Here is a 22366-nt window from a genome sequence, read left to right as displayed (position 1 = left end):
GCGGTGGGCGGTGGGCGGTGGGCGGTGGGCGGTGGGCGGTGGTCAGTCGAGGAGGCGGAGGCGTTTCATGTCCATGCCGCCCAGGCCGTGTGGTATGTCCGAGCCTGAGTGCAGGTCCTCGCCGGCGCTGACGGCCTCGCTGGTACTGGTGCGCGAATGCTCGCTGGCGAAGTCGGCCTCCTCGGCGAGCACCTCGTCCAAGCTCGGCGATTCGCGGGGTTCGGGCTGCATGTGGCCATTGTCCGCCCGCCCGATGGTTCGAGATCGCCTGATCGGGGAATCCCACGGGCAGCCCCATCGAACCCACCCAGCATCGATCATGAAGTTAGGGCCACGACACGCCGTCGAGCCGTGCCATAAGTTCATGATCAACGGGGAAGGGGGGTGGGTGAGTGAGGGGGAATCATGGGGTGGGGGTGGAGTTGGGGGAGTATGTTGGGCGGTCTCACGTACCGGTGGTGATGGGCGGGGGTGAATGTGGTGGTGCAGCGGGAGATGGTGCGGGACGCGGGGGTGCGGATCGCGGACCGGGCCGAGGCCGAAGGTTATGTGGCCAAGGTGTGCTTCAAGACCGGGCCGCCCGGGCGGGTGGGCATCGAACTCGAGTGGACCACGCACCACCTGGACGATCCGGCGCGGCCGGTCGATCCGGGAGCACTCGGCTCGGCGCTGGGCGAGCATGCCCCCCGCAGCCTGGTGCCGGACAGCCCGCAGACCCCGCTGCCGTACGGCGGCCGGGTCACCCTCGAACCGGGCGGGCAGGTGGAGATCTCCACCGAAACCAGCGACTCTCTCGCCGAGCTGCTCGACGCCACCACGGCGGACCTTCGGCAGCTGACCGGCCTCCTCGAACACGCGGGCCTGGCACTGGATGGGCGGGGCTGCGACGCCCACCGCCGGCCGGGCCGCATCCTGGACACTCCGCGGTACGCGACGATGGAGCGCGTCTTCGACCGCTTCGGCCCGTACGGCAGGCAGTGGATGTGCGGGACGGCCAGCGTGCAGGTGTGCCTCGACGTGGGGCTGCCCGAGCGGGTCGCGCCGCGCTGGCGGGCCCTGCACGCGGTGGGCCCGGCGCTGGTCGCCGCGTTCGCCAACTCGTCCCGGCACGCCGGTGTGGACACCGGCTGGGCGTCGGCGCGGATGCGGGCCTGCCTGGCCGCCGACCCGATGCGCAACGGGCCGCCCGCCGACGACGCCGATCCGGTGGCCGGCTGGGCGCGGCGGGTGCTGGACACACCGCTGCTGTGCGTACGCCGGGACGGCTCATGGGAGGCGCCGTCGGGAGTCACGTTCGCGGACTGGATCGACGGCGCGATCCCCCCGGGCCCGACCTATGCGGACCTCGACTACCACCTGAGCACGCTGTTCCCGCCGGTACGGGCGCGCGGCTACTTCGAGGTGCGCTACCTGGACATGCAGTCGGGGATGGACTGGGTGGCCCCGGTCGCGGTGCTGGTCGCGCTGTTCGCCCGGGAGGAGACCGTCGACGCGGCGGCGGCGCTGGCCGCTCCTGCGGCGGGGCGCTGGGTGCAGGCGGCCCGGCACGGCCTGGCCGACCCGGCGATCGCCGCGGTGACCCCGCCTCTGCTCGACCTGGCCTGCGCCGCGCTGGACCACACCGACCTGCCCGCCGCGACTGCCAAGGCGGTGAGGGACGTGGTGGGACGGCGACTACGCGAGGGAGGCGTCAGATGAGCACCGGACTGCGGGAGCGGGCCGCCGCGGAACTGGCCCGGACCCGGCAGCGCAGCGTCGGGCTGACCGACGCGGTGGACGACGACGATCTGGTCCGCCAGCACTCCCGGCTGATGTCGCCGCTGGTGTGGGACCTGGCGCACATCGGCAACCAGGAGGAGCTGTGGCTGGTGCGCGACGTGGGCGGCGGCGAGCCGGTCCGAGCCGACATCGACCAGCTCTACGACGCGTTCAAGCACCCGCGCGGCGCCCGGCCGCAACTGCCGCTGCTGGGGCCGGCGCAGGCGCGGGCGTACGTGCGCACCGTGCGCGAGAAGGTGCTGGACCTGCTCGACACGGTGCAGCTGGAGGGCCGGCCGCTGGTGGAGCAGGGTTTCGCGTTCGGCATGATCATCCAGCACGAGCAGCAGCACGACGAGACCATGCTGGCCACCCACCAGCTGCGCACCGGTGACCCGGTGCTGGTCGCCGTGCCACCCCCGCCGTCGCAGGCGATCGTGGCGGGCGAGGCGCTGATCCCCGGCGGCCCCTTCGAGATGGGCACCTCGCTGGAGGCGTGGGCGCTGGACAACGAGCGGCCCGCGCACCTGGTCGACGTGCCGCCGTTCTTCATCGACCGCGCGCCGGTCACCAATGTTATGTACCAGGCGTTCGTCGACGCGGGCGGGTACGACGATCCGCGCTGGTGGAGCCCGCAGGGCTGGGCGCACCGGCAGGAGGCCGGGCTGACCGGCCCGGGGCACTGGCACGGCGACGGCACGTACACCCGGTTCGGGCGGCGAGAGCCGATCGTCGGCGACGAGCCCGTGGTGCACGTGAGCTGGCACGAGGCCGCCGCCTACGCGGCCTGGGCCGGGCGGCGGCTGCCCACCGAGGCCGAGTGGGAGAAGGCGGCCCGCTTCGACCCGGCGACCGGGCGCTCGCGGCGTTACCCGTGGGGCGACGAGGATCCGACGCCCGAGCACGCCAATCTGGGCCAGCGGCACCTGTCGCCGGCGCCGGTCGGCGCCTACCCCGCGGGCACCTCACCCGCGGGTGTGCACCAGCTGATCGGCGACGTGTGGGAGTGGACCAGCTCGCCGTTGTACGGCTACCCGGGCTTCCGGGCGTTCCCGTACCGCGAGTACTCCGAGGTCTTCTTCGGTGACGACTACCGCGTCCTGCGCGGCGGCTCGTTCGGCACCGACGCGGCGGCCTGCCGGGGCACGTTCCGCAACTGGGACTACCCGATCCGGCGGCAGATCTTCAGCGGCTTCCGCTGCGCCCGCGACCCGCGTCCGGGGGAGCTGGCCGACTGATGTGCCGCCACCTGGTCTATCTCGGTCCGCCGGTGCCGCTGGCGGCGCTGCTGGTGGAGCCGCCCTACGGGCTGCAGCACCAGTCCTGGGCGCCCCGCGACATGCGCGGCGGCGGGACGATCAACGTGGACGGTTTCGGGGCGGGCTGGTACACCCCGGCCGGCCCGGTGCGCTACCGGCGGGCGGTGCCGATCTGGACGGACCGCAACTTCGCCGCGCTGGCCCGGGTCACGGTCACCGGCGCGCTGCTGGCGGCGGTGCGCTCGGCGACGCCGGGCCTGACCGTGACCGACGACGCGTGTGCCCCGTTCAGCGGGGACGGCTGGTTCTTCAGCCACAACGGGTTCGTCGCGGGCTGGCCGGACACGGTCGCGAAGCTGGCCGAGCGGCTGCCGGTGACGGATCTGCTGACGATGGACGCGCCCACGGACGCGGCGTTCGTGTGGACGCTGGTGCGCAACCGGCTGCGCGCCGGCTACGGCCCGGCCGAGGCGCTGCACGCGACGGTGGCGGAGGTGAGCGCCACCGCGCACGGCTCCCGGCTGAACCTGCTGCTCACCGACGGCGACAAGGCGTACGCGACTACCTACGGGCACGCGCTGGCGGTGCACCACTCGCCCGGGCGGGTGGTGGTCGCCTCCGAGCCCTTCGACGACGACCCCGGCTGGGTGCAGGTGCCCGACCGCCGACTGGTGGTGGCGCACCCGGCCACGTACACCGTGGAGGAATTATGAAGCTCGACGTGTACCTCACACCCGACGACCTGAGTGAGCAGCTGCGCGAGGACGCCCGTGAGGGCCTGACCTCCTCTCCGAAGTGGCTGCCGCCGAAGTGGTTCTACGACGCGTACGGCAGCGACCTGTTCGAACGCATCACGCAACTGCCCGAGTACTACCCGACCCGGGCCGAGCGCGCCGTGCTGGCCGAGCACGCCGCCGACATCGCCCAGGAGACCGGCGTGAAGACGCTGGTGGAGCTGGGTTCCGGGTCGTCGGACAAGACCCGGCTGCTGCTCGACGCCATGCACGACACGGGCACGCTGGCCCAGTTCGTGCCGCTGGACGTGTCGGAGACGGCGCTGCGCTCGGCCGCGAAGGCGATCGACGGCGACTACCCGGACCTGGAGGTGCACGGCATCGTCGGCGACTTCAGCCACGACCTGCACCGCATCCCGGAGGGCGGGCGCCGGATGGTGGTGTTCCTGGGCGGCACGATCGGCAACCTGCCCCCGGTGGAGCGGGCCGCGTTCCTGGAGGAGCTGCGCGACGTGCTGCACGAGGGCGAGTGGCTGCTGCTCGGCACGGACCTGGTCAAGGACCCGCAGACGCTGGTCGCGGCGTACGACGACGCGGCGGGGGTGACCGCGGAGTTCAACCTGAACGTGCTGCGGGTGCTCAACCGCAACCTGGGCGCCGACTTCGACCTCACCGCGTTCGAGCATGTGGCGCTGTGGGACCCGAAGCACAACTGGATCGAGATGCGGCTGCGGGCGACCCGCGACATGCGGGTGGAGGTGCCCGCGCTCGACCTGGACGTGGACTTCAAGGCCGGCGAGGAGCTGCGCACCGAGGTCTCGGCGAAGTTCGACCGGGTGCGGGTGGAGGCCGAGCTGGCCCGGGCCGGGTTCAAGGCGGCGCGCTGGTGGACCGACCCGCAGGGCCGCTTCGCGGTGACGCTGGCGCGGGCCGTGGAGTAGCCGGTTCGGCTCCTGCGCCACGGCGTTGGTGGTGAGATGTCGGGTATGGGGGATCTGCGGCCGCGCCTGCCCGGCGACGCCGCCGAGAAGCCCCGGCTGACCTGGTTCGACTTCGTCGTCACTGCCATCGCGCTGATCGTCGGACAGGTCGACGAGCTGGTCGGTGCCAGCGCGCCGAGGCTGCTCGGGCACACCGTCCCGGCCGAGCTGCTCACCATCGCCGGCGGGCTGTCGCTGCTGGCCCGGCGGCGCTGGCCGCTGCTCACCACGCTGTTCGTGGCGGTCTGCCATCTGCTGGCGTTCACCCCGTTCGCGTTCGCGGTGATGATGTACACGATGGGTGTCCTCACCCGGCAGTGGTGGCAACTGGGCGTGCTGTCCGTGTTCGGGGTAGGCGTGCAGGCGCTGTCGGCCGCCGAAGGGCTGGCCCCCGACGTGCGCGCGTGGGCGTACACCCTGTCCTTCGCCCTCGGTCCACTGCTGCTGGGTTATGCCGCCGGGGTGCGCCAGGACCTGGTGGTGAGCCTGCGCGCCCGCGCCGGTGACCTGGAGCGGGAACGGGACATGATGGCGCAGACCGCGCGCCGGGCCGAGCGCGCCCGGATCGCCCGGGAGATGCACGACGTGGTGGCGCACCGGGTCAGCAACATGGTCGTCACGGCCACCGCGCTGCAGAGCGTCCCGGAGGCGCAGGCGCCCGCGGTGCGCCCGGAGGTGGACCGCATCCGCGCCGAGGGCCGCGAGGCGCTGACCGAACTGCGCGGCCTGCTCGGTCTGCTGAACGCGCGCGGCGCAGCCGGTGACCGGGCCCCGCTGGCCCCGCAGCCCACCGCGCGTGACCTGCCCGCTCTCGTGGAGCGCATGCGCGGGGTGGGTCGGATGCCGGTCGAGCTGGACGTCACCGGCTTCCCCGAGCTGCTGGCCGACCAGACCCAGCGGGCGGTGTACCGGCTGGTCCAGGAGTCGCTGACCAACGTCGTCAAGCACGCGCCGGGCGCGCCGGTGCGGGTCGGGGTGCGCTGCGCCGCCGACGGGGTGCACGTCACGGTGGAGAACGACCGGCCGCCCGGCGGGCGCGGGGCGGGTCTGCCCAGCTCCGGCCACGGGCTGATCGGGTTGAGCGAGCGGGTCGACCTGCTCGGCGGGCAGTTCGCAGCGTTGCCGCTGCCCGGTGGCGGGTTCCGGGTGACCGCGCTCATCCCACCCGCCGGGCAGCCCAGGGCCGTCCCGCCGGACGGCGGTGCTGCGGCGCAGCCGCAGGTCAGCGCGGGAGAGGGCAACTCATGATCAAGATAATGATCGTCGACGACAACGACATCATCCGGCGCGGCCTGCGCACCATCATCGACGCCGCGGACGACCTGCAGGTGGTGGCCGATGCGGGCGACGGGCGCAGCGCGATCGAGGCGGCCCGGCGGGCCAGGCCGGACATCGCGCTGGTGGACATCCGCATGCCGGGCATGGACGGGCTGACCGCCACCCGCCAACTGCTGGAGCTGGACACACCGCCCCACGTGATCATCCTGACGACGTTCAACACCGACGAGTACGTCGACGAGGCGATCCGGTCGGGGGCGGCGGGTTTCCTGCTGAAGGACTCGCCGCCCGAGGAACTGCTGCGGGCGCTGCGGGCGGTGCACGAGGGCCACGCGATGCTCGACCCGGTGGTCACCCGGCAGGTCATCGACGCCATCGTCGAGCAGGCGCCGCGGCTCACCCCGCAGGAGAAGGCGCAGCTGGAGTCGCTGACCCCGCGGGAGGTCGACGTGCTGCGGCTGATCGGGCGGGGACTGTCCAACGCCGACATCGGCGCGGAGCTGTTCATGACCGAGGGCACGGTGAAGGGCTACGTCAGCGCGATCCTCGCCAAGCTGGCCGCGGACAACCGGGTCCAGGCCGCCCGGGTGGCCTACCGGGCGGGCCTGGACAGCCGGTGAGACGGGCGGCCGCGAATATTTCATCAGGTGTTGACTTGATGCCATGGCATCGCGTTAAGCTTGTGTTAACGCATTAGTTGCGAAGTCGCAAGCAAAGGCAGGTGCCGTGGAGACGCAGCGCGACCAGCTCGCCGAGGACATCGGGCTGTTCCGGCGCGCGCTCATCCCGGACTTCCTGCTCGGCCTGCTCCGCCGGATGGGCGACGAGGAGCCCAACCTGCTGCAGATGGCCAGCCTCTACGCCCTGGACGCCGGACCGCACCCCACGGTCCGGGACCTCGCTGAGCAGGTCGGCCGGTCGATGTCGGTGACCAGCAGGCTGATCGACCAGCTGGTGCGGCGCGGCTGGGTCGAGCGCGCGGAGGACCCCGCCGACCGGCGGGCCAAGCGGCTGCGGATCACCCCGGCCGGGCGCGACTACCTGCGCGCCTTCGAGCGCGTACGGGCGCAGGCGCAACGGCAGCTGATGGCGTACCTGACCGACGACGAGCAGCGCCAGGTGAGCGAGGCCATGGCGCTGCTCGGCAAGGCCTCAAGGAGACATCTCGATGAGCGAGCGCAGGGAGCGGATCATGTGGCCTGAGACCCGGGTCGCGGGCGAGCGCAGCGAGCGAATCATGACCACGGTGACTCATGTCGGAGCCGAGCGCGGCGAGGCGAGGGCATGAGCGCCACCTTGACCCCCGCCACCGACCTCGTCCTCGACTTCGCCGACATCGACGCCGGGATGCTGCCCGTGGTCGGCGGCAAGGCCGGCAACCTGGGCGTGCTGACCCGGGCCGGGCTGCCGGTGCCGCCCGGGCTGTGCCTGACCACCGAGGCATACCGGGTGGTCGCCGACACCGCGCAGCTCGACGAGATCCACGAGGAGCTGGCGCGCACCGCGCCGACCGACGTGCCCGCGCTCACCGCGCTGGCCGGACGGGCGCGGGCGGCGCTGCTGGCCGCCCCGATCCCGGCGGACATCGCCGCCGCGGTCGCCGCCGGATACGCCCGGCTCGGCGACGGCGTGCCGGTGGCGGTGCGCTCCTCGGCCACCGCCGAGGACCTGCCGTTCGCCAGCTTCGCCGGGCAGCAGGACACCTACCTCAACATCGTCGGCGAGGACGCCGTGGTCGACGCCGTACGCCGCTGCTGGGCGTCGCTGTGGACCGACCGGGCGGTGGTCTACCGGGCCACGCACGCCATCGACAACCGCACGGTGCGCCTGGCCGTGGTCGTTCAGCGGATGGTCGACTCCGCCGTGGCCGGGGTGCTGTTCACCGCGAACCCGGTGACCGGGCGTCGCCGCCAGGCCGTCGTCGACGCCAGCCCCGGGCTCGGCGAGGCCGTCGTCTCCGGGGCGGTCAACCCCGACCACTTCGTGGTGGACACCGCAGCCGGGGTGATCCTCGACCGGCGGCTGGGCGACAAGCGGCTGGCCATCCGGTCGCTGCCCGGCGGCGGCACCGAGCACGTCACGCTGCCCGCGGGCGGCGACACCGCCTGCGTCACCGACGCGCAGGTGCTCGCGCTGGCCGCGCTCGGCGACCGGGTCGAGGCGCACTACGGCGCGCCGCAGGACACCGAGTGGGCCATCGACGGCGACGGCGCGCTGTGGCTGACCCAGGCCCGTCCCGTCACGACACTGTTCCCGCTGCCGGAGCACGCCCCGCCGGCCGGTGCGGACACCCGGGCCTACTTCTGTTTCAGCGTGGCCCAGGGCCTGTACCGTCCGATCACGCCGATGGGCATGGCCGCGTTCCGGGTGCTGGCCTCGTCGGCCGCGCGGCTGTTCGGCTTCGGCGTCGCCGACCCGCTCGCCGGTCCCGCCGTATTCGCCCCCGCCGGGCAGCGCCTGTTCATCGACGTCACCACCGCCGTGCGCAGCACCATGGGCCGCACCCTGATCCCGAAGATCCTCGGGGTCATGGAGGCCCGCTCTGCGGCGATCTTCCTGGAGCTGTTCGAGGACCCGCGGTTCACGGTGACCCGCCGCTCGCGCCTGCCCTTCGTGCGCCGGGTCGGCCGGACGGCCGTGCGGCACCGGGTGCCGGTCCGGCTGGTGCAGGCGCTGGCCAAACCGCAGCGCGGGCTGGCCGCGGTGGACCGGGTCGGGGCCGAGCTGGAGAGCCGGCTCACCGTGCCGGAGGGGGCCACCGCCGCCGAGCGGCTGGACTTCGTCGAGCACGTGCTCGGCGAAGAGGTCATCCCGCTGCTGCCACGGGTCATGCCGGTGGCCGCGGCGGGCTTCGCCGCCCTCGGCATCGCCGACCGGCTGCTCGGGGCCGACGCCGCGGTCGGCGACGTGCAGGCCGTGCTGCGCGGCATCCCGCACAACGTCACCACCGACATGGACCTGGAGCTGTGGCACCTGGCGGTCCGGCTGCGCGCCGAGGACGCCACGGCCCGGCTGTTCGGCACGGCGAAGGTGGACGAGCTCGCGCACCGGTACACCGCCGGCACCATGCCCGCGGCGGCCCAGGCCGGGATCGCCGAGTTCCTCGCGCGGTACGGCCACCGCGCCGTCGCGGAGATCGACATGGGCATGCCGCGCTGGTCCGACGACCCGCGCTACCTCCTCGGCGTGCTGGCCAACTACCTGCGGACGGACCCGGCCGACGGCTCCGCGCTGACGCCCGACCGGCTGTTCGCGCAGGGCGCGGCCGCGGCCGAGGCGATGGTGGACACACTCGCCGGCCGGGCCGCCAGGCGCAGCCGCCTGCGCGGCAGGCTGGTGCGCGCCATGCTCGGCCGGGCCCGGCAGCTGGCCGGGGTACGCGAGCTGCCCAAGTACTACATGGTGCGGATCATCGCGGCCTGCCGGCAGCAGGTCGCCCTGATCGGGGCCGAGCTGGCCAAGCAGGGGCGGCTCACCGAGGCCGACGACGTGTTCTTCCTCGATCTCGCGGAGGCCCGTGCGGCACTGTCCGGAACGGACCAGCGGGAGCTGGTCGAGGCGCGCCGCCGGGCGTACGACGAGGAGCTGCGCCGCCGCCACATCCCGCGGGTGCTGCTGTCCGACGGCACCGAACCCGCGGCGAAGGCGGCCGCGGGCAGCGCCGACGGGGCGCTGACGGGCACGCCCGCCTCGGCCGGGGTGGTGACTGGCACCGCCAGGGTGATCCTCGACCCGGTCGGCGCGCACCTGGAGCCCGGCGAGATCCTCGTCGCGCCGTCCACCGACCCCGGCTGGACCCCGCTGTTCCTCACCGCGGGCGGCCTGGTCATGGAGATGGGCGGGGCGAACTCGCACGGGGCAGTGGTCGCCCGCGAGTACGGCATCCCCGCGGTCGTCGGTGTCCCCGACGCCACCGCCCGCATCACCACCGGCCAGCAGATCACCGTCGACGGCGCCGCCGGCACCGTCACCCTCACCTGACCACCCATCCCCACCCGGGCGGCCCGCCACCCCCACGGGCCGCCCGCCCCGTACAACCCCCCGTCGCCGGGCCGCCCGGTGGGCGGGGTCGGTCACTGGCCGAGGGCGCGTTGCAGGGCTCGGTAGATCTTGCCGAAGCGGGCGGCGTCGTCGATGCGCAGCAGGAGGACCTGGGTGCCCTGGGTCTCGGCCCAGGCCTCGTAGATGGCGTTGCCGCGGTCGTAGCTGTCGTCGACACGGTGCAGGGCCCACTCCCAGAGCAGCGGCACCAGGCCGAGCACCAGCAGCAGCACCGCCACCAGCAACAGGGTGTCGCGCGGGAACGGCAGCCTGCCGAGGGCGGCGGCGACGCGGGACTCGCCGTAGGCGGATGCGATCAGCCCGACCAGCGCGACGAACCCGGCGAAGGCGGACAGGATCATCAACAGGTTGAGGATCCCGCGCCCGGCCGTGCGGCGGCGCACCTGCCAGTCCGGGCGCTCCTGGCGGTGCCAGACGTAGCGCAGCTCGGAGAGGCGGAACCGGCGGTCCTCGACCTGTATGTACGTCGAGGTCACCGCCACCGTCTCATCACGATAGTAGGTGATCACGACCCCTCCGACGCTTCAGCGTTGTCTTAGGATCGCGCAGAGTGACCAAGTCGACCGTGAGTGAATCCGCCCCGGCCTCGATCACCGGACTTGCCTGGCCCCTGTGCGTATCTTGGTCACGCTTCCGCCCACCTGCCTGGCAAGTCGAGCGATCTTGCCCGGCGGGGCGGGGCGCGGCGGCGGGGTGGGGTTCGCCCCTGGCGCGGTGAGCTGGCGCGGGGTCGACATACTGGGATGATGTTCACCCTGGACGAAGCGCGCACCCGGCTCGCCGCGCTGATGCCGCAGCTCGAAGAGCTCATCGGCGTACGCGCCGACCTCGCCGAACTGCGCGCCGATCTGGACACCGGCGGGCACAGCGAGCTGGGCGGGCTGGCCGAGGCCAAGGCCCTCGAAGCACGGCTCTATGCCGGGCTGGAGGAGATCGCCGACGCCGACATCGAGGTCAAGGGCTTCGCCCCACTGCTGCTGGACTTCCCCGGCGAGCTCGACGGCCGTGCGGTGCGCTGGTGCTGGCTGGAAGGCGACGACGGCATCGACTGGTACCACCGCAGCGACACCGGCTTCGCGGGCCGCCGCCCCTGCTGAAGGCGGGTCAGGCGCCGCGCTGGACGCGGGCGGGCAGCTGCTCCTGGGGGCGCAGCAGCAGCCCCGCCTGGGCGGCCGGCAGTGGCCGGGACAGCAGGTAGCCCTGCCCGAGGCGGCAGCCCAGGGCCCGCAGTGCCGCGCGCTGGTCCTCGGTCTCGATGCCCTCGGCGATGGCGACCAGCCCGAGCGAGTCGGCGATGGCCAGGATGGCCCGCACGATGCTCAGGTCGAGGTGGCCGCCGCCCGCGCCGGTCACCCCGCTGACGAAGGACTTGTCGATCTTCAGGATCTCGACCGGCAGCCGCTTGAGGTAGCTCAGGTTCGAGTACGCCGTGCCGAAGTCGTCGAGCACCAGGTGCACCCCCGCCGCGCCGAGCGCGCCGGCGTACTCGGTGACCTCGTGGCGCAGGTAGCTGTGTTCGGTGATCTCCAGCCAGATGTCGGCGGGGTGCAGCCCGGCGGCCCGGATGACGTCCAGCGTGCGCTCGGCGGCGCGGGCCTGGTGCAGCTGCACGGGGGAGAGGTTGACGCTCATGCCCAGGCCGCGGCCCTCGGGCAGGCGGTGCCACTGGGCGAGCTGGCGGCAGGCCTGGGCCAGCACCCACTGGCCGATCTCGACGATGGCCCCGGTCTCCTCGGCCAGCGGGATGAACACGTCCGGCGGCACCGTGCCATGGTGCGGGTGGGTCCAGCGCAGCAGCGCCTCGAAGGCGACGATGGCGCGGGTGTCCAGCGCGAAGATCGGCTGGTACGCCAGGTGCAGCTGGCCGCGGGTGAGCGCGAGCAGCAGCTCGGAACGCAGGTCCAGCCGGTCGCGGGAGCGGTGCGAGGCGTCCTCGTCGAACACCTCGACCTGGCCGCTGCCGCGGGCCTTGGCCACGTACATGGCCGCGTCGGCGTCGCGCAGCATGGTGCTCGGGGTGGCCTGGCCGCGGATGCCGAGCACGCCGCCGATGCTGGCGGACACGTGCACCTGCTCGCCGCTGACCACGAGCCGGTCGTCCAGGTCGGCGCAGACCCGGGCCCCGATCTCGGCCACCTCGGACAGCTGCTTGACCCCGTCGAGCACGATGACGAACTCGTCGCCGCCGAACCGGGCGAGCAGGTCGTCGGGGCGTACGCTGCTGCGCAGCCGGTCGGCGACCTGCATCAGCAGCTCGTCGCCGGCCTCGTGGCCGAGCAGGTCGTTGACGGCCTTGAACCCGTCGAGGTCGCAGAAGAGCACGCCGACCCGGGTCGCTTCGTCGGCGGCCAGCAGCGTGTCCAGGTGCGACACCAGCGCGCTGCGGTTGGCCAGTCCGGTGAGCGGGTCGCGGGTCGCCCGGTCGGCGAGCGCGCGATACAGCTCGGCGTTGGTGAGCGCGACGCCGAGGTAGTTCGCGAAGATCGTCATGATCTCGAGGGTGCCCTGGGCGAACGGCCGGCGGCGCTCGCGTCCGGCGCACAGCAGCGTGGTCGCGCCGTTCTCCCGGGCGACGGCGACCTTGAGCGTCTCGGGCAGCCCGGCGTCGCAGGCGGGCAGGTCGTCGAGGCTCTTCGCGGAGACGGGCCAGGCCGCGGTGAGCTCGGGCGGCATGCCGCGGTGCGCGCGCAGCCGGCCCTCGCCGCCCTCGACGGTGACCACCCAGGCCCGGTCCGCGCCGGTGAGCCGGCGCAGCAGGTCGGCGGCCTCATCGAGCAGTGGTTCCACCTCCAGGTGGCGGGCCAGCAGGTGGCCGTAGTGGGCCAGCTGCTCGATGATCGCGTGGCGCTCGCGCTCCTCCAGCGCCATGTGCAGGCGCGCCGCGACCGAGGTCAGCATGCGCAGGTCGGCGACCGCGAACGGCTGGTCGAGGCTGCGGAACAGGACGAGCAGGGTGTCGGCGTACGGCTCGGCCGACAGCGGGATCCAGGCGGCGGACCGGATGCCCAGGCCCGCCACCGAACCCGGGGCGTCCTCGCCGGGCACGTCGCCGTGCAGGGCGGTCGGCTCGGTGGTGGCCAGGGTGCGGCGCGCGGCCTCGCCCACCGGCCAGCCCTCGGTGTATGCCGGGTCGTCCTCGGGAAGCCCGCACGACCCGGACACGATGAGCCGGTCGCCGGTCACCCGGGCCATGCAGACGACGTCGGCGAAGAAGGCGTCGGAGAGCACGTTCAGCATGTCGCCCATCAGCTCCGCCGAGCCGGCCGGGCGACCGAGCAGATCCAGCAGCTGGATGAGCCGGGTGGTGTCGCGGTAGGCGTCCCGGGCAGCGTCGACGGCCTCGGCAAGCTGCTGTCTGAGCTGCTCGATCTCGCTGTCGGCAGGCACGGCGGCGGTCACAGCGCGATCGCGGTCAGGGTCGCGTTGTGGTATCCGGCGACGCGGGTGGTCCGGGCGAACTCGCCGTAGGTGTAGAAGCCGAAGGTCGCCACGTCGCCCGCGGCGTCCTGGATCAGGGCCGCCTCCTCGGCTCCCTGCTCGGCCAGCACGTCGAGGCGGGCGACACAGCTGAACGCCAGCAGCACCGCCGCGTCGCGGCCGGCCAGGCTCCGGCGGACCACGTCGCCGGTGACCCGCAGCAGGTCCTCGGCGCGGCAGGACACGATCTGGACCGGGGCGTACAGCGGCAGCGGGCTGAACGTCTTGAGCAGGCCCTCGTCGTCGATGTACGCGCCGCGGATCAGCTTGCTTCCGTCGGGCTGGATGAGCCCGAAGGCGTACGCCGACAGGTAACCGGGCGCGGGTTTGACCAGGCCGGGTCGTTCGAAGTTGACGTCGTCGTGGAAGTGCTCCTGGAACACCTCGACGGCGGGGCGGCCGGCGATCTCCTGGATCTCCAGGCCGTCGGACTTGGTGACCAGCAGCGGCAGGCCGACGTCGTGCCAGCCGTGCTCGGCGACGACCGACAGCGGCGTCGGCGCGGCGATCCAGACGCCGGTGGCCCCGCCGTCGGTGAGCACGTTGTCGTTCTCGAACACGCAGGTGCGGATGAGCAGGCGGTCGTCGCCGGCGCTGCCGCCGACCACGGGCACCGGTGCGCCGAGCACCTTGTGCACCCCGTTGAGCAGCTCCTGCTGGTGCCCGGCCAGTCCGGTGGTGAGCAGGAGCAGGGCGGCGTGCGCGGCCGGTTCGGGTCCGGCGGCGGCGCGGGCGGCCCGGGCCAGGCGCTGCCCGGCGGCGTCGCCGTCCTCGGTGACGCCGGTGACCGAGGCGACGCCGAAGCGGTACGGACCCGCCGACAGCGCGAGCACGGACACCCCGAGGCCGGGGTTGATCAGCCGGCCGTCGTGGAACTGCCCGCTGGTCGTGGCGCCGACCAGGGGCGCCTTGCCGGTGGCCCGGCGCACCGCGTGCAGCAGCGCGATCAGGTCGTAGGAGACGGAGGCGTACATGACGATCAGTGCCGGGGTGGCGCCGTGCAGGCCGGCCAGGGCGTCGGCGGAGGCGGCGCGCCCGGCCTCGACCGCGTCGGCGGCGTCGCTGTAGCCCACCCCGACGCGCAGCTTCTCGGCCGTGGCCGTGGTGGCCGCGCTCCGCTCGGTCCGGCCCGCGGGATCGTCGACAGTCATGATCCCTCCCGAAACGCGGCGCGGACCTGGACGGGTCGCCTGACCTGGTACTTCACAAAGCGACCATAACGCGCTAACCGGGCAGGCTGCCAAAGATCACGCTCATCGCAGCGCCCCCGCCAGTGCCACGATCAACGGTCCGAGCAGCGGCAGCAGCACCGCGGAGAAGGCATAGACGATGGTGTACGCCAGCAGGGGTGTGGTGTTGCCCGCGGCCTTGCGCACCGCGTCGACCGCGGGCGTGCTGCACTGCTGGCCCGCGATGGCCCCGGCGACCAGCGGCGCGGGCAGCTTCATCAACCGGCCGCCCACCCACAGGCTCAACAGCGCCGGGATCACGGTGACCAGCACCGCGATCACCGGCAGCAGCACCCCGTACCGCTCGAGCAGCGTGATCGCGGCCGGGCCCGCGCTGAGCCCGACCGCGCAGACGAACGTGGCCAGCCCGAACTGCTGGATCACCTGGGCGGCGGCGGGATGGTACTGCCCGTAGGTGGGGTGCCGGGCCCGCAGCCAGCCGAAGAACAGGCCGCTGAACAGGCAGCCCCCGCCGATGCCGAGCGACAGCGGCACCCCGCCCATCGGCACGGACAGCTGTCCGACCAGCATGCCCACCACGACGCCGAGCGCGATGAAGCTCAGATCCGCCTTGACCGCCGGGTCGATCCGCACCCCCAGCAGCGGCGTGTACGCGTCGAGGTCGTGCGCCGCGCCGGTGAGTCGCACCGTGTCGCCGGTGGTGATGTCGGTGTACGGCTTGATCGGCAGTTCGTGCTCCATCCGGGACAGGCCGGTGACGAACACGCCGCGCGGTGGGACCTGCTGGTGCAGCCGTTCCAGCGTCCAGCCGCGAAAGCGCGGATCGGTGATGACGACCTCCGCCACGTCCAGGCTCAGCGGGTCGCCTCCGGTGCCGAGCGTCTCCGGCCCGATCAGCTGCTCCGCCTGCAGCAGCGCCTCCCGCCTGCCGACCACCACGAGCCGGTCGCCGGTCCGCAGCACCATGCCGGGCTCGACCGGCGTGATCTCGCCACCGCGACGCAGCCGCTCCACCGCCGCGTCCGGGCCCAGCGCCTCCGCCAACTGGGTGAGAGTGCGCCCGTGCGCTGCCGTGACCTCGTACACCCGCCCCACGATGCCGGGCACCGCCCGGGTCGTGCTGTCCGACCGCTCGGGCTCGCCGCCGAGTGCGCGCCACAGCACGCCGGCCTGCTCGCGCAGGTCGACGCGCATCAGCATGGGCACGAACTGGCTGGTGAACAGAATGAGCGTGACCAGGCTGAAGATGTACGCGATCGAGTACGCCGTGGCCAGGTTGGACTGCAGCTCGTGGACCCGCGCGGGGCCGACGGGCAGCGCGCCGATCGCCTCCCCGGCGGTGCCGAGCACCGACGACGACGTCGTCCCGCCGGCCAGCAGCCCGGCCGCGGTGCCCTGGTCCAGCCGCAGCGCCACGGTCGCCGCGCAGACCAGCGCGACCAGCGTCACCACCTGGATCACGGTGAAGACGGCATACCGCAGCGCCTTGCGGTTGAGGCTCGCGAAGAACGACGGTCCGGCCAGGTAACCCAGCGTGAAGATGAACAGGGCGAACGCGACGTTGCGCAGCTCCGGGCTCAGGGTGACGTCCAGCATGCCGACGGCGAGCGCGACCAGCAGCGTGCCGGCCACCCCGCCGAGCGTGATCTTCCAGAAGTGCACCCGGCCGAGCGTGAAACCGGCCGCCAGGCAGCCGAACAGGGCCAGCCCGGGGATGCTGCGCAGCAGGTCGCCCAGCCAGTCGAGCACCCCGCACCCCCGCCCATGAGTTCCCTCATATTAGGACAAAGGGTGATGAGGGCTACGGCATCTCCACCGTCTCGGCCCGCATGATCTCCGCGAAGGCGGCCGACAGGTAGGGGTCCAGCCGCCGGCCCGAGACCGTCAGCAGGTATGCCAGCAGCACCGGCGCATGCCAGGCCAGCAGCCGGGGGTCGGGCCGGGGTGCCCCGTCCTCCTGCTGGTGCACGCCCAGCGCCCCGGTCAGCACCACGACCAGGGTGTCGACGTCCAGCTCGGCGGTCCACGCCAGGGTCTCGCGCACGCACTGCTCCAGCACGTCCTGGATGTCCTCGCCGGCCAGCCCGTCCGGGTGCAGGTCCTCCAGCAGCGAGCGGACGACGCTGCCGAGCACCAGCCCGACGTGCTCCGAGTCGGCCGCCGCCAGCCGGTCCGCCGCCTCGCGCAGCCCCTCGGCGTCGCGCGCCCGCGCCGCGTCCACCGCGTCGACCGCCCCCTCGGCGATCCCCCGTGCCACCCCCGGCAACCGCCGCAGCTCCTGACTCAGCATCCCCGGATACTCCCACGCCCCACCGACTCGCTCCGACCACCCCGCCCGCCCTCGCCGACCCGCACCCCACCCCCGCGCCCCGCGCTGTGCCGTGCTTCAGATAGACGTTGGCCTATCCAGATGAGAAATCGACGATCGAACTCATCTAGATAGGCCAACGTCTATGGAAAGCCGGGGGCCGCCCGGCCCGCCCGGCCGAGCTGCCCGTGGCGGGTCAGCTGGGCTGGGTGGAGCGCAGGGAGATGGCCTTGAGGAAGATCTCGCCGATCTTGGCGGGGTCCTTGGCGGAGAAGACGCCGCCGCCGGTCACCTTGGTGATCTTGTTGAGCGGGTCGGTGCTGACGTCGCCGATGGTGAGGATGACGACCTGGATCGGCCGAGCCGGGTCGGCGATCTCCTTCAGCTTGTTCAGCAGCGCGTCGTGCGAGATGCCGTTGTTGTCGTCGTTGTCGCCGTCGGTCATCAGCACCACGGAATTGACGCGGCCGGGATCCCAGTCCTTCTGCACGGTCTGGTACGCGGCCAGGATCGTGTCGTAGAGGCCGGTGTCACCGGTCGGCTTGGGCTGGATGGCGGCCAGGGTCGACAGCATCTTCGTCCGGTTCGACGACAGCGGCCCGATCGGCATCAGCTGCTTGTAATCCTTGCTGCCGTCCAGCTCGGTGGAGAAGGTCCACAGGCCGACCGCCCACGAATCGTCGAACAGGCCCAGCCCGCGCCGTGCCGCCTCCAGGGTCACCTGGGCACGGGTCGCGCCGCCTGCGGTGGCGACCTGCTGGAGCATCGAGCCGGACACGTCGATCACGGCGAGCATGCGCGCCGGCAGTGTCACGGCCACCCAGGTGGACAGGATCCGCTCGACGGCGGCCGTGGTGGTGGCCGCGGTGGGCGAGGCGGCGGGCGCCGGGGCGCCCATCACCTCCGGCGCGCCGCGCGGGGTCGTCGCGCCCGCGCCGAAGCCGCCGTCCGGCCCGCGCAGGCCGATCTTGGCGAGCCGGTCGCGGAACGAGGGCGTCTGCAGTGCCTCCAGCAGGCGGGAGGCGGTGGCCTGGCGCTCCGGCTCGATGCCGGGCATGACGGCGTACGGGTAGTCCAGGGCGATCGGCGCGGGCTCCAGGTAGAGCCCGGCCAGCGGCACCGGCGGCTTCGCCGCGTTGTACGCGATGACGGCCTGCTCGGACAGCGGGGCCGCGCTCAGCCCGGAGGCGATCGCGGCGGGGTCGCCGGCGCGCGGGAAGCGCGCCAGCACGTCCTGGCGCAGCGCGGAGCGGCCCGCGGCCAGGGAGCGCAGCGCGCCGGTCGTGGCGGCCTGGGCGTTGGGCGAGGTGCTCGCCGCCGATGCCATGGCCAGCAGGCCGGACAGGCCGGCGGAGTCGCGGGTCGGCTCGACGATGCCGACGTGCAGCTTGGTGCCGGCGGTCATCTGCTGGAGCAGCGCCGGCCAGGTCAGCTTCGCCGCCGGCCAGCCGAGGCCGGTGGCGATCGGCTCCGGCATGGCCACCACGATCGGGCTGCGCGCGATCGATGGCGACTCCTGGACCGCGGTGTTGGGCGCGGCGGCGCTCACCCGGGCCAGCCAGGTCGCGGAGTCCGGGATCCACACGTCGGGCACCTCGGTGCTGCCGCTGGGCTGGCCGACGCCGGTCAGTGAGAGCCCGCGCAGCGCGGCGACCGCGGCCGCGACGTCGGCGGGGTCGGCCGCCTTCACCTGCACGGCGATGCAGGCACCGTCGACCTCGGCCTTCTGCGCGGTGAGCGCGGCGGCGGTCTCCTGCAGTGCCGGCGCTATCTCCGCGGGCGCGGCCACGGTCAGCGGCGCCTCCCCGGAGCAGCCCGGCTCGGCGAGCTGTCGATAGACGAGAAAGGCACCCGAGACGACCAGCGCGACCGCGAAGACCGCGGCAATGGCGCTGGTGACGGGGTGGAAACGGCGTACGTTGCGATGGCGGCCCGGCACAAGAAGCTATGTTTCGTCAACATGAAGGCGTCTCGCCACATACGTTCGGACGAATGTTACCGGAGAGAAACATGTCACACCGGCCTTCTGTACTGCCTGATCACCGCTAACCCGGCGGAAAGATCACCCGTTACTCCTTCTGGCGGACAGGAACTCATCCCGTCCCGTCCCATTCCCCGGGACCCCAGGAGGTGCGCCGATGTGGGCGTCACGACAGCGAGCTTCGACCGCGCGGCGCGAGGACGACCCCGTGCCCGGGTCGGGCGGGCTCGCCGTCGAGGAGCTCCCGTACGCCGGGGACGCGACGCACCGCGCCCGGCACGGGACTGACCTCGGCCCGGAGGAGGAGACGGCACTCGCCGAGTCCTACGACCGGCAGGTGCGCAGTGGACGGCGGCGGCGCGCGTACGCCGAACCGGACGACATCGAACCCGACGCCGCCGAGCAGTGGGACGACCGCGTCGGCGCGGTCGAGCACCCGGGCGCCGGGGCCTTCGACGGGCGGTCGGACGGCGGGTCCTGGCCGCACGCCGAACCCGACGCCGAAGGGTGGGACGGGCGGTCGCGGGACGAGGCAGGGCGGCCGGCGGGCGTCGAGCTGACCCGGGCGCGGCTGCTCAGCTTCACGCCGTACCAGCCCAAGCGGGACCGGTTGTGCACCGACACCGCGTCGCTGCTGCGGCCGCTGGTCCGGGCGGGGATCATCGACACCTGGGCCACCGACCACAGCTATCCGTCCCACCGGGCGTGGAAGCTGCTGCCCTCCCGGCTGGCGATGCCCCGGCAACTGCCGCTGGACGGCTACGTCGAACCCGACGGTGGCATCACCCTGCTACCGATGCCCGAGGCCTACGACGAGCCGCCGCTGTGCATGCTCGACTGGGTCATCGACTGGACGTCCGCGGGCCGCCTCGACAGCGGCTGGTGGACCACCGCCGTCCACGTCACCGCCTCCGCCGGCCTCCCACCCACCGGCACCCTGCGCCCCTGACACCGCCCGGCCCGGCTGTGGCGCGTGGCGGTCAGGTGGCCGCGGCGACCCAGGCGGGTAGCGGCTCGCAGGCGTCGAGCCAGGTGGCGGGGACCGCGTCGAGGCCGGTGCGGGCGGCCACGATGCCGCCCACGATGGCGCACGTCGTGTCGATGTCGCCGCCCGCCGAGGCGGTCGCCCAGAGCGCCTCGGGCAGGTCGTCGAGGTGCCGCGCGGCGCACCACACGGCGTACGGCACCGTGTCCGGCGCGGAGATGCGCGCACCGCAGCCGACCTCGCCGGCCACCCAGGTCGGATGCCGGTCGAACGGCAGCCGGGCCACCCGGCGCAGCCCGGCGGCCACCTCGCCGTCCGGGGTGCGGGCGAGCACGCCCCCGATCAGCTCGTCGGCGGCGATTCCGGCGGTCGCCAGGGCCGCGGCCACGGCGACCGCCACCGCGCCCGCCGCCGCCTCCGGGTGGGCGTGGGTGACCTCGGCCGAGGCGTGGGCCTGCGCGACGACCCGGTCGAGGTCGCCGGAGAACCAGGCGCCGAGCGGCGCGACCCGCATCGCCGCGCCGTTGCCCCACGACCCCTGGCCGCCGAACTGGCGCCCGGTGGCCTCGCGCCAGTGCTCGCCCTCGTACACCGCGCGCAGCACGCCGTGCATCGACGGCCCGTAGTTGCGGTACGGGTCGGCGTCGTACGCGTTCGCGAACGCCGCGGCCAGCGCGTCCTGGTCCACCTCGCCGTGCTCGGTCAGCACGCGGAGCAGGGACAGCGCCATCGCGGTGTCATCGGTCCACGGCCAGGGTCCGGAGCGGGCCTGCCGCTCGGACACCAGCCACTCGAACTTGTCGGCAGGCTGGAAGAACCAGGTCTCGCCGAAGGCGTCGCCCAGGGCCAGCCCGCGCAGCGAGCGCAGCGCCGCGGCGCGGTTCGGGGTCATCCTTCGATGATCTCGTGCGCCGCAACCGGATTGCGCCGACCGGCGGTCCCGTCAGGACACCGCGCGGCGGGCCTCGTCCTGGATGTCGCGGCGGATCCGGTCGACGGCGCGGGACATCCCGAACAGCAGCAGCAACGCCACGGCCGACGCGCCGGCCAGGCCGGGCAGGGTCAGCGGGAGGTCGCCGCCGTAGCCGGTGGAGGTCGCGGCCTCCACGATCAGCGGTCCGAGGGCCTGCCCGGCGAGCAGCACCGTGGCGAGGCCGAGCACCGCTGAACCGGCGACGTCGACCGGAGTGCCATGGGCGGTGCGCAGCACCCGCGCCAGCCCGGCGGCGAGCGCGAACCCGGTGCCGGTCGCGACGAGCACCCCCGCCGCGTAACCCCAGGACGGGCCCATCCGGTAGGCGGCGGCGCTGACCGCGATCCCCACGCCGGCCAGGCAGACGCCCAGCGCGTCCGCGGGCAGCCAGCGGTCGGCGTAGGCCGTCGCGGCGACGCCGAGAGCCGCCGCGGCGGCTGCCGCCAGCACCATCACGTACGGCGCCGACGGCAGGTACAGCGCCCGGACCAGGCCCATGTGCAGGGGCGCGGCGAGCGCGAGGCAGAGCAGCGTCCAGCGGGCCAGGTCCGCGCGGCCGCGGCGGTAGGCGTACCCGGTCAGCACGAGGCCGACCGCCACCGCGATGGTGAGCATGCCGTAGCGGGCGAGGTCCTGCACGAAGTCGATGCGCTGCTGGGAGGCGAGACCGTCGCGGCTGAGCCGCAGCGCGTCGACGGTGGCGGCGAGCGCGGCGTCGCCCGCGTACAGCACAGCGGCGGCGACGGCGGTCGCGACCGCGGGCCCCCACACTCTCGCGGTCTTCGGCGTGGCGGGAACGGGGCGGGTCATCGCGGCGACCGCCGCGGCCACCACGAGCGCGAGCGCGATCCCGGGCAGATAGACGTCCGGGCCCAGCGCGTCGGGATCGTAGTCCCGCGGGGCGAGCAGCAGGAGGATCGGCGAGGCCAGCCCGAGCCCGGCGGCGAACCCGCCCGCTGTGGCGAGCCGGCCCGCGAGCTGCTGCTGTCCGGCCGCGACCAGCAGCCCGCCGCACATGACGCCGAGCCCCGCGGCGACGAGAGCCGCCGAGACGATTCCCTGGTCCGGCACGCCGGCGGTGGCGAACTGGAGGCCCGCCAAGGTCAGCAGCACCCCGGCCGCGCTGACCGCCCAGCCGCTGAGCCGGGAGAGCGCGGGGGCCAACCCGGCGGCGAGCACGGTCAGCGCCGCCGCCAGCGCGGTCACGCCCGGCTCGAACGCGCCGACGGCGAGCTCCGCGTTCGGATAGCCGGCGAACAGCCGCCGCGGGACCGCGATCAGGCCCCAGCGGGCCAGCACGATCCCGGCGGCGCAGGCGGCCAGCGCGGCCACGGCGACGGTCAACATAGACGTACGACGATCTGATTCCCCGTTCATGACG

Annotated in this window: 19 protein-coding genes; 10 read left to right on the top strand and 9 right to left on the bottom strand. The window is 73.6% G+C overall.

The genetic code is table 11. From position 1 onward, the window contains the following. Positions 1-42: 42 nt before the first annotated feature. Positions 43-231 (bottom strand): hypothetical protein, encoded by a 189-nt coding sequence (locus F9C41_RS13930; RefSeq protein WP_155387203.1) that lies wholly within the window; start codon positions 229-231, stop codon positions 43-45. A gap of 264 nt (positions 232-495) precedes the next feature. Between F9C41_RS13930 and F9C41_RS13925 the strand changes: the two genes are divergently transcribed. From F9C41_RS13925 to F9C41_RS13890, 8 genes are all read left to right on the top strand, one after another. Then, on the top strand, positions 496-1698 hold the full coding sequence (locus F9C41_RS13925) for a glutamate-cysteine ligase family protein (protein WP_407924700.1): 1203 nt from the start codon (positions 496-498) through the stop codon (positions 1696-1698). Continuing rightward, the gene (egtB, locus tag F9C41_RS13920; RefSeq protein ID WP_155387202.1) at positions 1695-2996 is read left to right on the top strand and encodes an ergothioneine biosynthesis protein EgtB; all 1302 of its coding nucleotides are present in this window, start codon (positions 1695-1697) and stop codon (positions 2994-2996) included. Before F9C41_RS13925 ends, egtB begins: the two co-directional genes overlap by 4 nt. Further along, positions 2996-3730 (top strand): ergothioneine biosynthesis protein EgtC, encoded by a 735-nt coding sequence (egtC, locus tag F9C41_RS13915; RefSeq protein ID WP_155387201.1) that lies wholly within the window; start codon positions 2996-2998, stop codon positions 3728-3730. The genes egtB and egtC overlap by 1 nt, the downstream gene beginning before the upstream one ends. Continuing rightward, positions 3727-4692, top strand: a complete 966-nt coding sequence (gene egtD, locus F9C41_RS13910) for an L-histidine N(alpha)-methyltransferase (protein ID WP_155387200.1) — start codon at positions 3727-3729, stop codon at positions 4690-4692. The genes egtC and egtD overlap by 4 nt, the downstream gene beginning before the upstream one ends. 45 nt (positions 4693-4737) lie before the next feature. Next, positions 4738-5979, top strand: a complete 1242-nt coding sequence (locus tag F9C41_RS13905; RefSeq protein WP_196279758.1) for a sensor histidine kinase — start codon at positions 4738-4740, stop codon at positions 5977-5979. A gap of 8 nt (positions 5980-5987) precedes the next feature. Beyond that, the gene (locus tag F9C41_RS13900) at positions 5988-6629 is read left to right on the top strand and encodes a response regulator (RefSeq protein ID WP_230689576.1); all 642 of its coding nucleotides are present in this window, start codon (positions 5988-5990) and stop codon (positions 6627-6629) included. A 106-nt stretch (positions 6630-6735) separates the two neighbouring features. Continuing rightward, a complete protein-coding gene (locus tag F9C41_RS13895) occupies positions 6736-7212 on the top strand; it encodes a MarR family winged helix-turn-helix transcriptional regulator (RefSeq protein WP_155387197.1) in 477 nt (158 codons plus the stop codon). Between the two features lie 81 nt (positions 7213-7293). Next, on the top strand, positions 7294-9990 hold the full coding sequence (locus tag F9C41_RS13890) for a PEP/pyruvate-binding domain-containing protein (RefSeq protein ID WP_155387196.1): 2697 nt from the start codon (positions 7294-7296) through the stop codon (positions 9988-9990). A 92-nt stretch (positions 9991-10082) separates the two neighbouring features. On the opposite strand, the gene F9C41_RS13885 is transcribed toward F9C41_RS13890, so the two are convergent. Continuing rightward, positions 10083-10580, bottom strand: a complete 498-nt coding sequence (locus F9C41_RS13885; RefSeq protein WP_155387195.1) for a DUF6232 family protein — start codon at positions 10578-10580, stop codon at positions 10083-10085. Positions 10581-10817: 237 nt separating this feature from the next. Here F9C41_RS13885 and F9C41_RS13880 point away from each other — a divergent pair, with 237 nt between their 5' ends. Further along, complete coding sequence (locus F9C41_RS13880; protein WP_155387194.1) at positions 10818-11168, top strand: DUF2203 domain-containing protein; 351 nt, start codon at positions 10818-10820, stop codon at positions 11166-11168. Positions 11169-11175: 7 nt separating this feature from the next. Here the strand turns inward: F9C41_RS13880 and F9C41_RS13875 are convergent, their stop codons facing one another. The 5 genes from F9C41_RS13875 to F9C41_RS13855 form a co-directional block, all read right to left on the bottom strand. Further along, positions 11176-13470 carry a putative bifunctional diguanylate cyclase/phosphodiesterase gene (locus F9C41_RS13875; protein WP_155387193.1) on the bottom strand — a complete coding sequence of 765 codons (2295 nt, stop codon included), beginning with the start codon at positions 13468-13470 and terminating at the stop codon, positions 11176-11178. Further along, positions 13467-14699 carry an FIST signal transduction protein gene (locus F9C41_RS13870; protein WP_155387192.1) on the bottom strand — a complete coding sequence of 411 codons (1233 nt, stop codon included), beginning with the start codon at positions 14697-14699 and terminating at the stop codon, positions 13467-13469. The genes F9C41_RS13875 and F9C41_RS13870 overlap by 4 nt, the downstream gene beginning before the upstream one ends. Before the next feature lie 102 nt (positions 14700-14801). Beyond that, a complete protein-coding gene (gene aspT / locus F9C41_RS13865) occupies positions 14802-16487 on the bottom strand; it encodes an aspartate-alanine antiporter (RefSeq protein ID WP_230689575.1) in 1686 nt (561 codons plus the stop codon). Positions 16488-16539: 52 nt separating this feature from the next. Then, complete coding sequence (locus F9C41_RS13860; protein ID WP_155387191.1) at positions 16540-17028, bottom strand: hypothetical protein; 489 nt, start codon at positions 17026-17028, stop codon at positions 16540-16542. Between the two features lie 214 nt (positions 17029-17242). Next, positions 17243-18985, bottom strand: a complete 1743-nt coding sequence (locus F9C41_RS13855; protein WP_196279757.1) for a VWA domain-containing protein — start codon at positions 18983-18985, stop codon at positions 17243-17245. Between the two features lie 199 nt (positions 18986-19184). On the opposite strand from F9C41_RS13855, the gene F9C41_RS13850 reads away from it, so the two are divergent. Then, positions 19185-19976 (top strand): hypothetical protein, encoded by a 792-nt coding sequence (locus tag F9C41_RS13850; protein ID WP_155387190.1) that lies wholly within the window; start codon positions 19185-19187, stop codon positions 19974-19976. A 31-nt stretch (positions 19977-20007) separates the two neighbouring features. Here F9C41_RS13850 and F9C41_RS13845 read toward each other — a convergent pair whose 3' ends face one another. Beyond that, positions 20008-20904 carry an ADP-ribosylglycohydrolase family protein gene (locus tag F9C41_RS13845; RefSeq protein WP_155387189.1) on the bottom strand — a complete coding sequence of 299 codons (897 nt, stop codon included), beginning with the start codon at positions 20902-20904 and terminating at the stop codon, positions 20008-20010. A 51-nt stretch (positions 20905-20955) separates the two neighbouring features. Further along, positions 20956-22332 (bottom strand): hypothetical protein, encoded by a 1377-nt coding sequence (locus F9C41_RS13840; protein WP_155387188.1) that lies wholly within the window; start codon positions 22330-22332, stop codon positions 20956-20958. Between the last annotated feature and the right edge of the window lie 34 nt (positions 22333-22366).

It is taken from the genome of Catellatospora paridis (assembly GCF_009720365.1).
GTDB lineage: Bacteria > Actinomycetota > Actinomycetes > Mycobacteriales > Micromonosporaceae > Catellatospora > Catellatospora paridis.
Note: the sequence above shows the minus strand (reverse complement) of the source record. Positions and strands in the feature narration are given on the sequence as shown.

Excerpts from the sequence above, each read along its gene's own strand:
- F9C41_RS13925 (WP_407924700.1), top strand. The coding sequence starts at position 496 with ATGGTGCGGGACGCGGGGGTGCGGATCGCGGACCGGGCCGAGGCCGAA.
- F9C41_RS13900 (WP_230689576.1), top strand. The coding sequence starts at position 5,988 with ATGATCGTCGACGACAACGACATCATCCGGCGCGGCCTGCGCACCATC.
- F9C41_RS13860 (WP_155387191.1), bottom strand. The coding sequence starts at position 17,028 with ATGCTGAGTCAGGAGCTGCGGCGGTTGCCGGGGGTGGCACGGGGGATC.
- F9C41_RS13870 (WP_155387192.1), bottom strand. The coding sequence starts at position 14,699 with ATGACTGTCGACGATCCCGCGGGCCGGACCGAGCGGAGCGCGGCCACC.
- egtD (WP_155387200.1), top strand. The coding sequence starts at position 3,727 with ATGAAGCTCGACGTGTACCTCACACCCGACGACCTGAGTGAGCAGCTG.
- F9C41_RS13845 (WP_155387189.1), bottom strand. The coding sequence starts at position 20,904 with ATGACCCCGAACCGCGCCGCGGCGCTGCGCTCGCTGCGCGGGCTGGCC.
- F9C41_RS13840 (WP_155387188.1), bottom strand. The coding sequence starts at position 22,332 with ATGTTGACCGTCGCCGTGGCCGCGCTGGCCGCCTGCGCCGCCGGGATC.
- F9C41_RS13850 (WP_155387190.1), top strand. The coding sequence starts at position 19,185 with ATGTGGGCGTCACGACAGCGAGCTTCGACCGCGCGGCGCGAGGACGAC.
- F9C41_RS13905 (WP_196279758.1), top strand. The coding sequence starts at position 4,738 with ATGGGGGATCTGCGGCCGCGCCTGCCCGGCGACGCCGCCGAGAAGCCC.
- egtC (WP_155387201.1), top strand. The coding sequence starts at position 2,996 with ATGTGCCGCCACCTGGTCTATCTCGGTCCGCCGGTGCCGCTGGCGGCG.
- F9C41_RS13930 (WP_155387203.1), bottom strand. The coding sequence starts at position 231 with ATGCAGCCCGAACCCCGCGAATCGCCGAGCTTGGACGAGGTGCTCGCC.
- egtB (WP_155387202.1), top strand. The coding sequence starts at position 1,695 with ATGAGCACCGGACTGCGGGAGCGGGCCGCCGCGGAACTGGCCCGGACC.
- F9C41_RS13880 (WP_155387194.1), top strand. The coding sequence starts at position 10,818 with ATGTTCACCCTGGACGAAGCGCGCACCCGGCTCGCCGCGCTGATGCCG.
- F9C41_RS13890 (WP_155387196.1), top strand. The coding sequence starts at position 7,294 with ATGAGCGCCACCTTGACCCCCGCCACCGACCTCGTCCTCGACTTCGCC.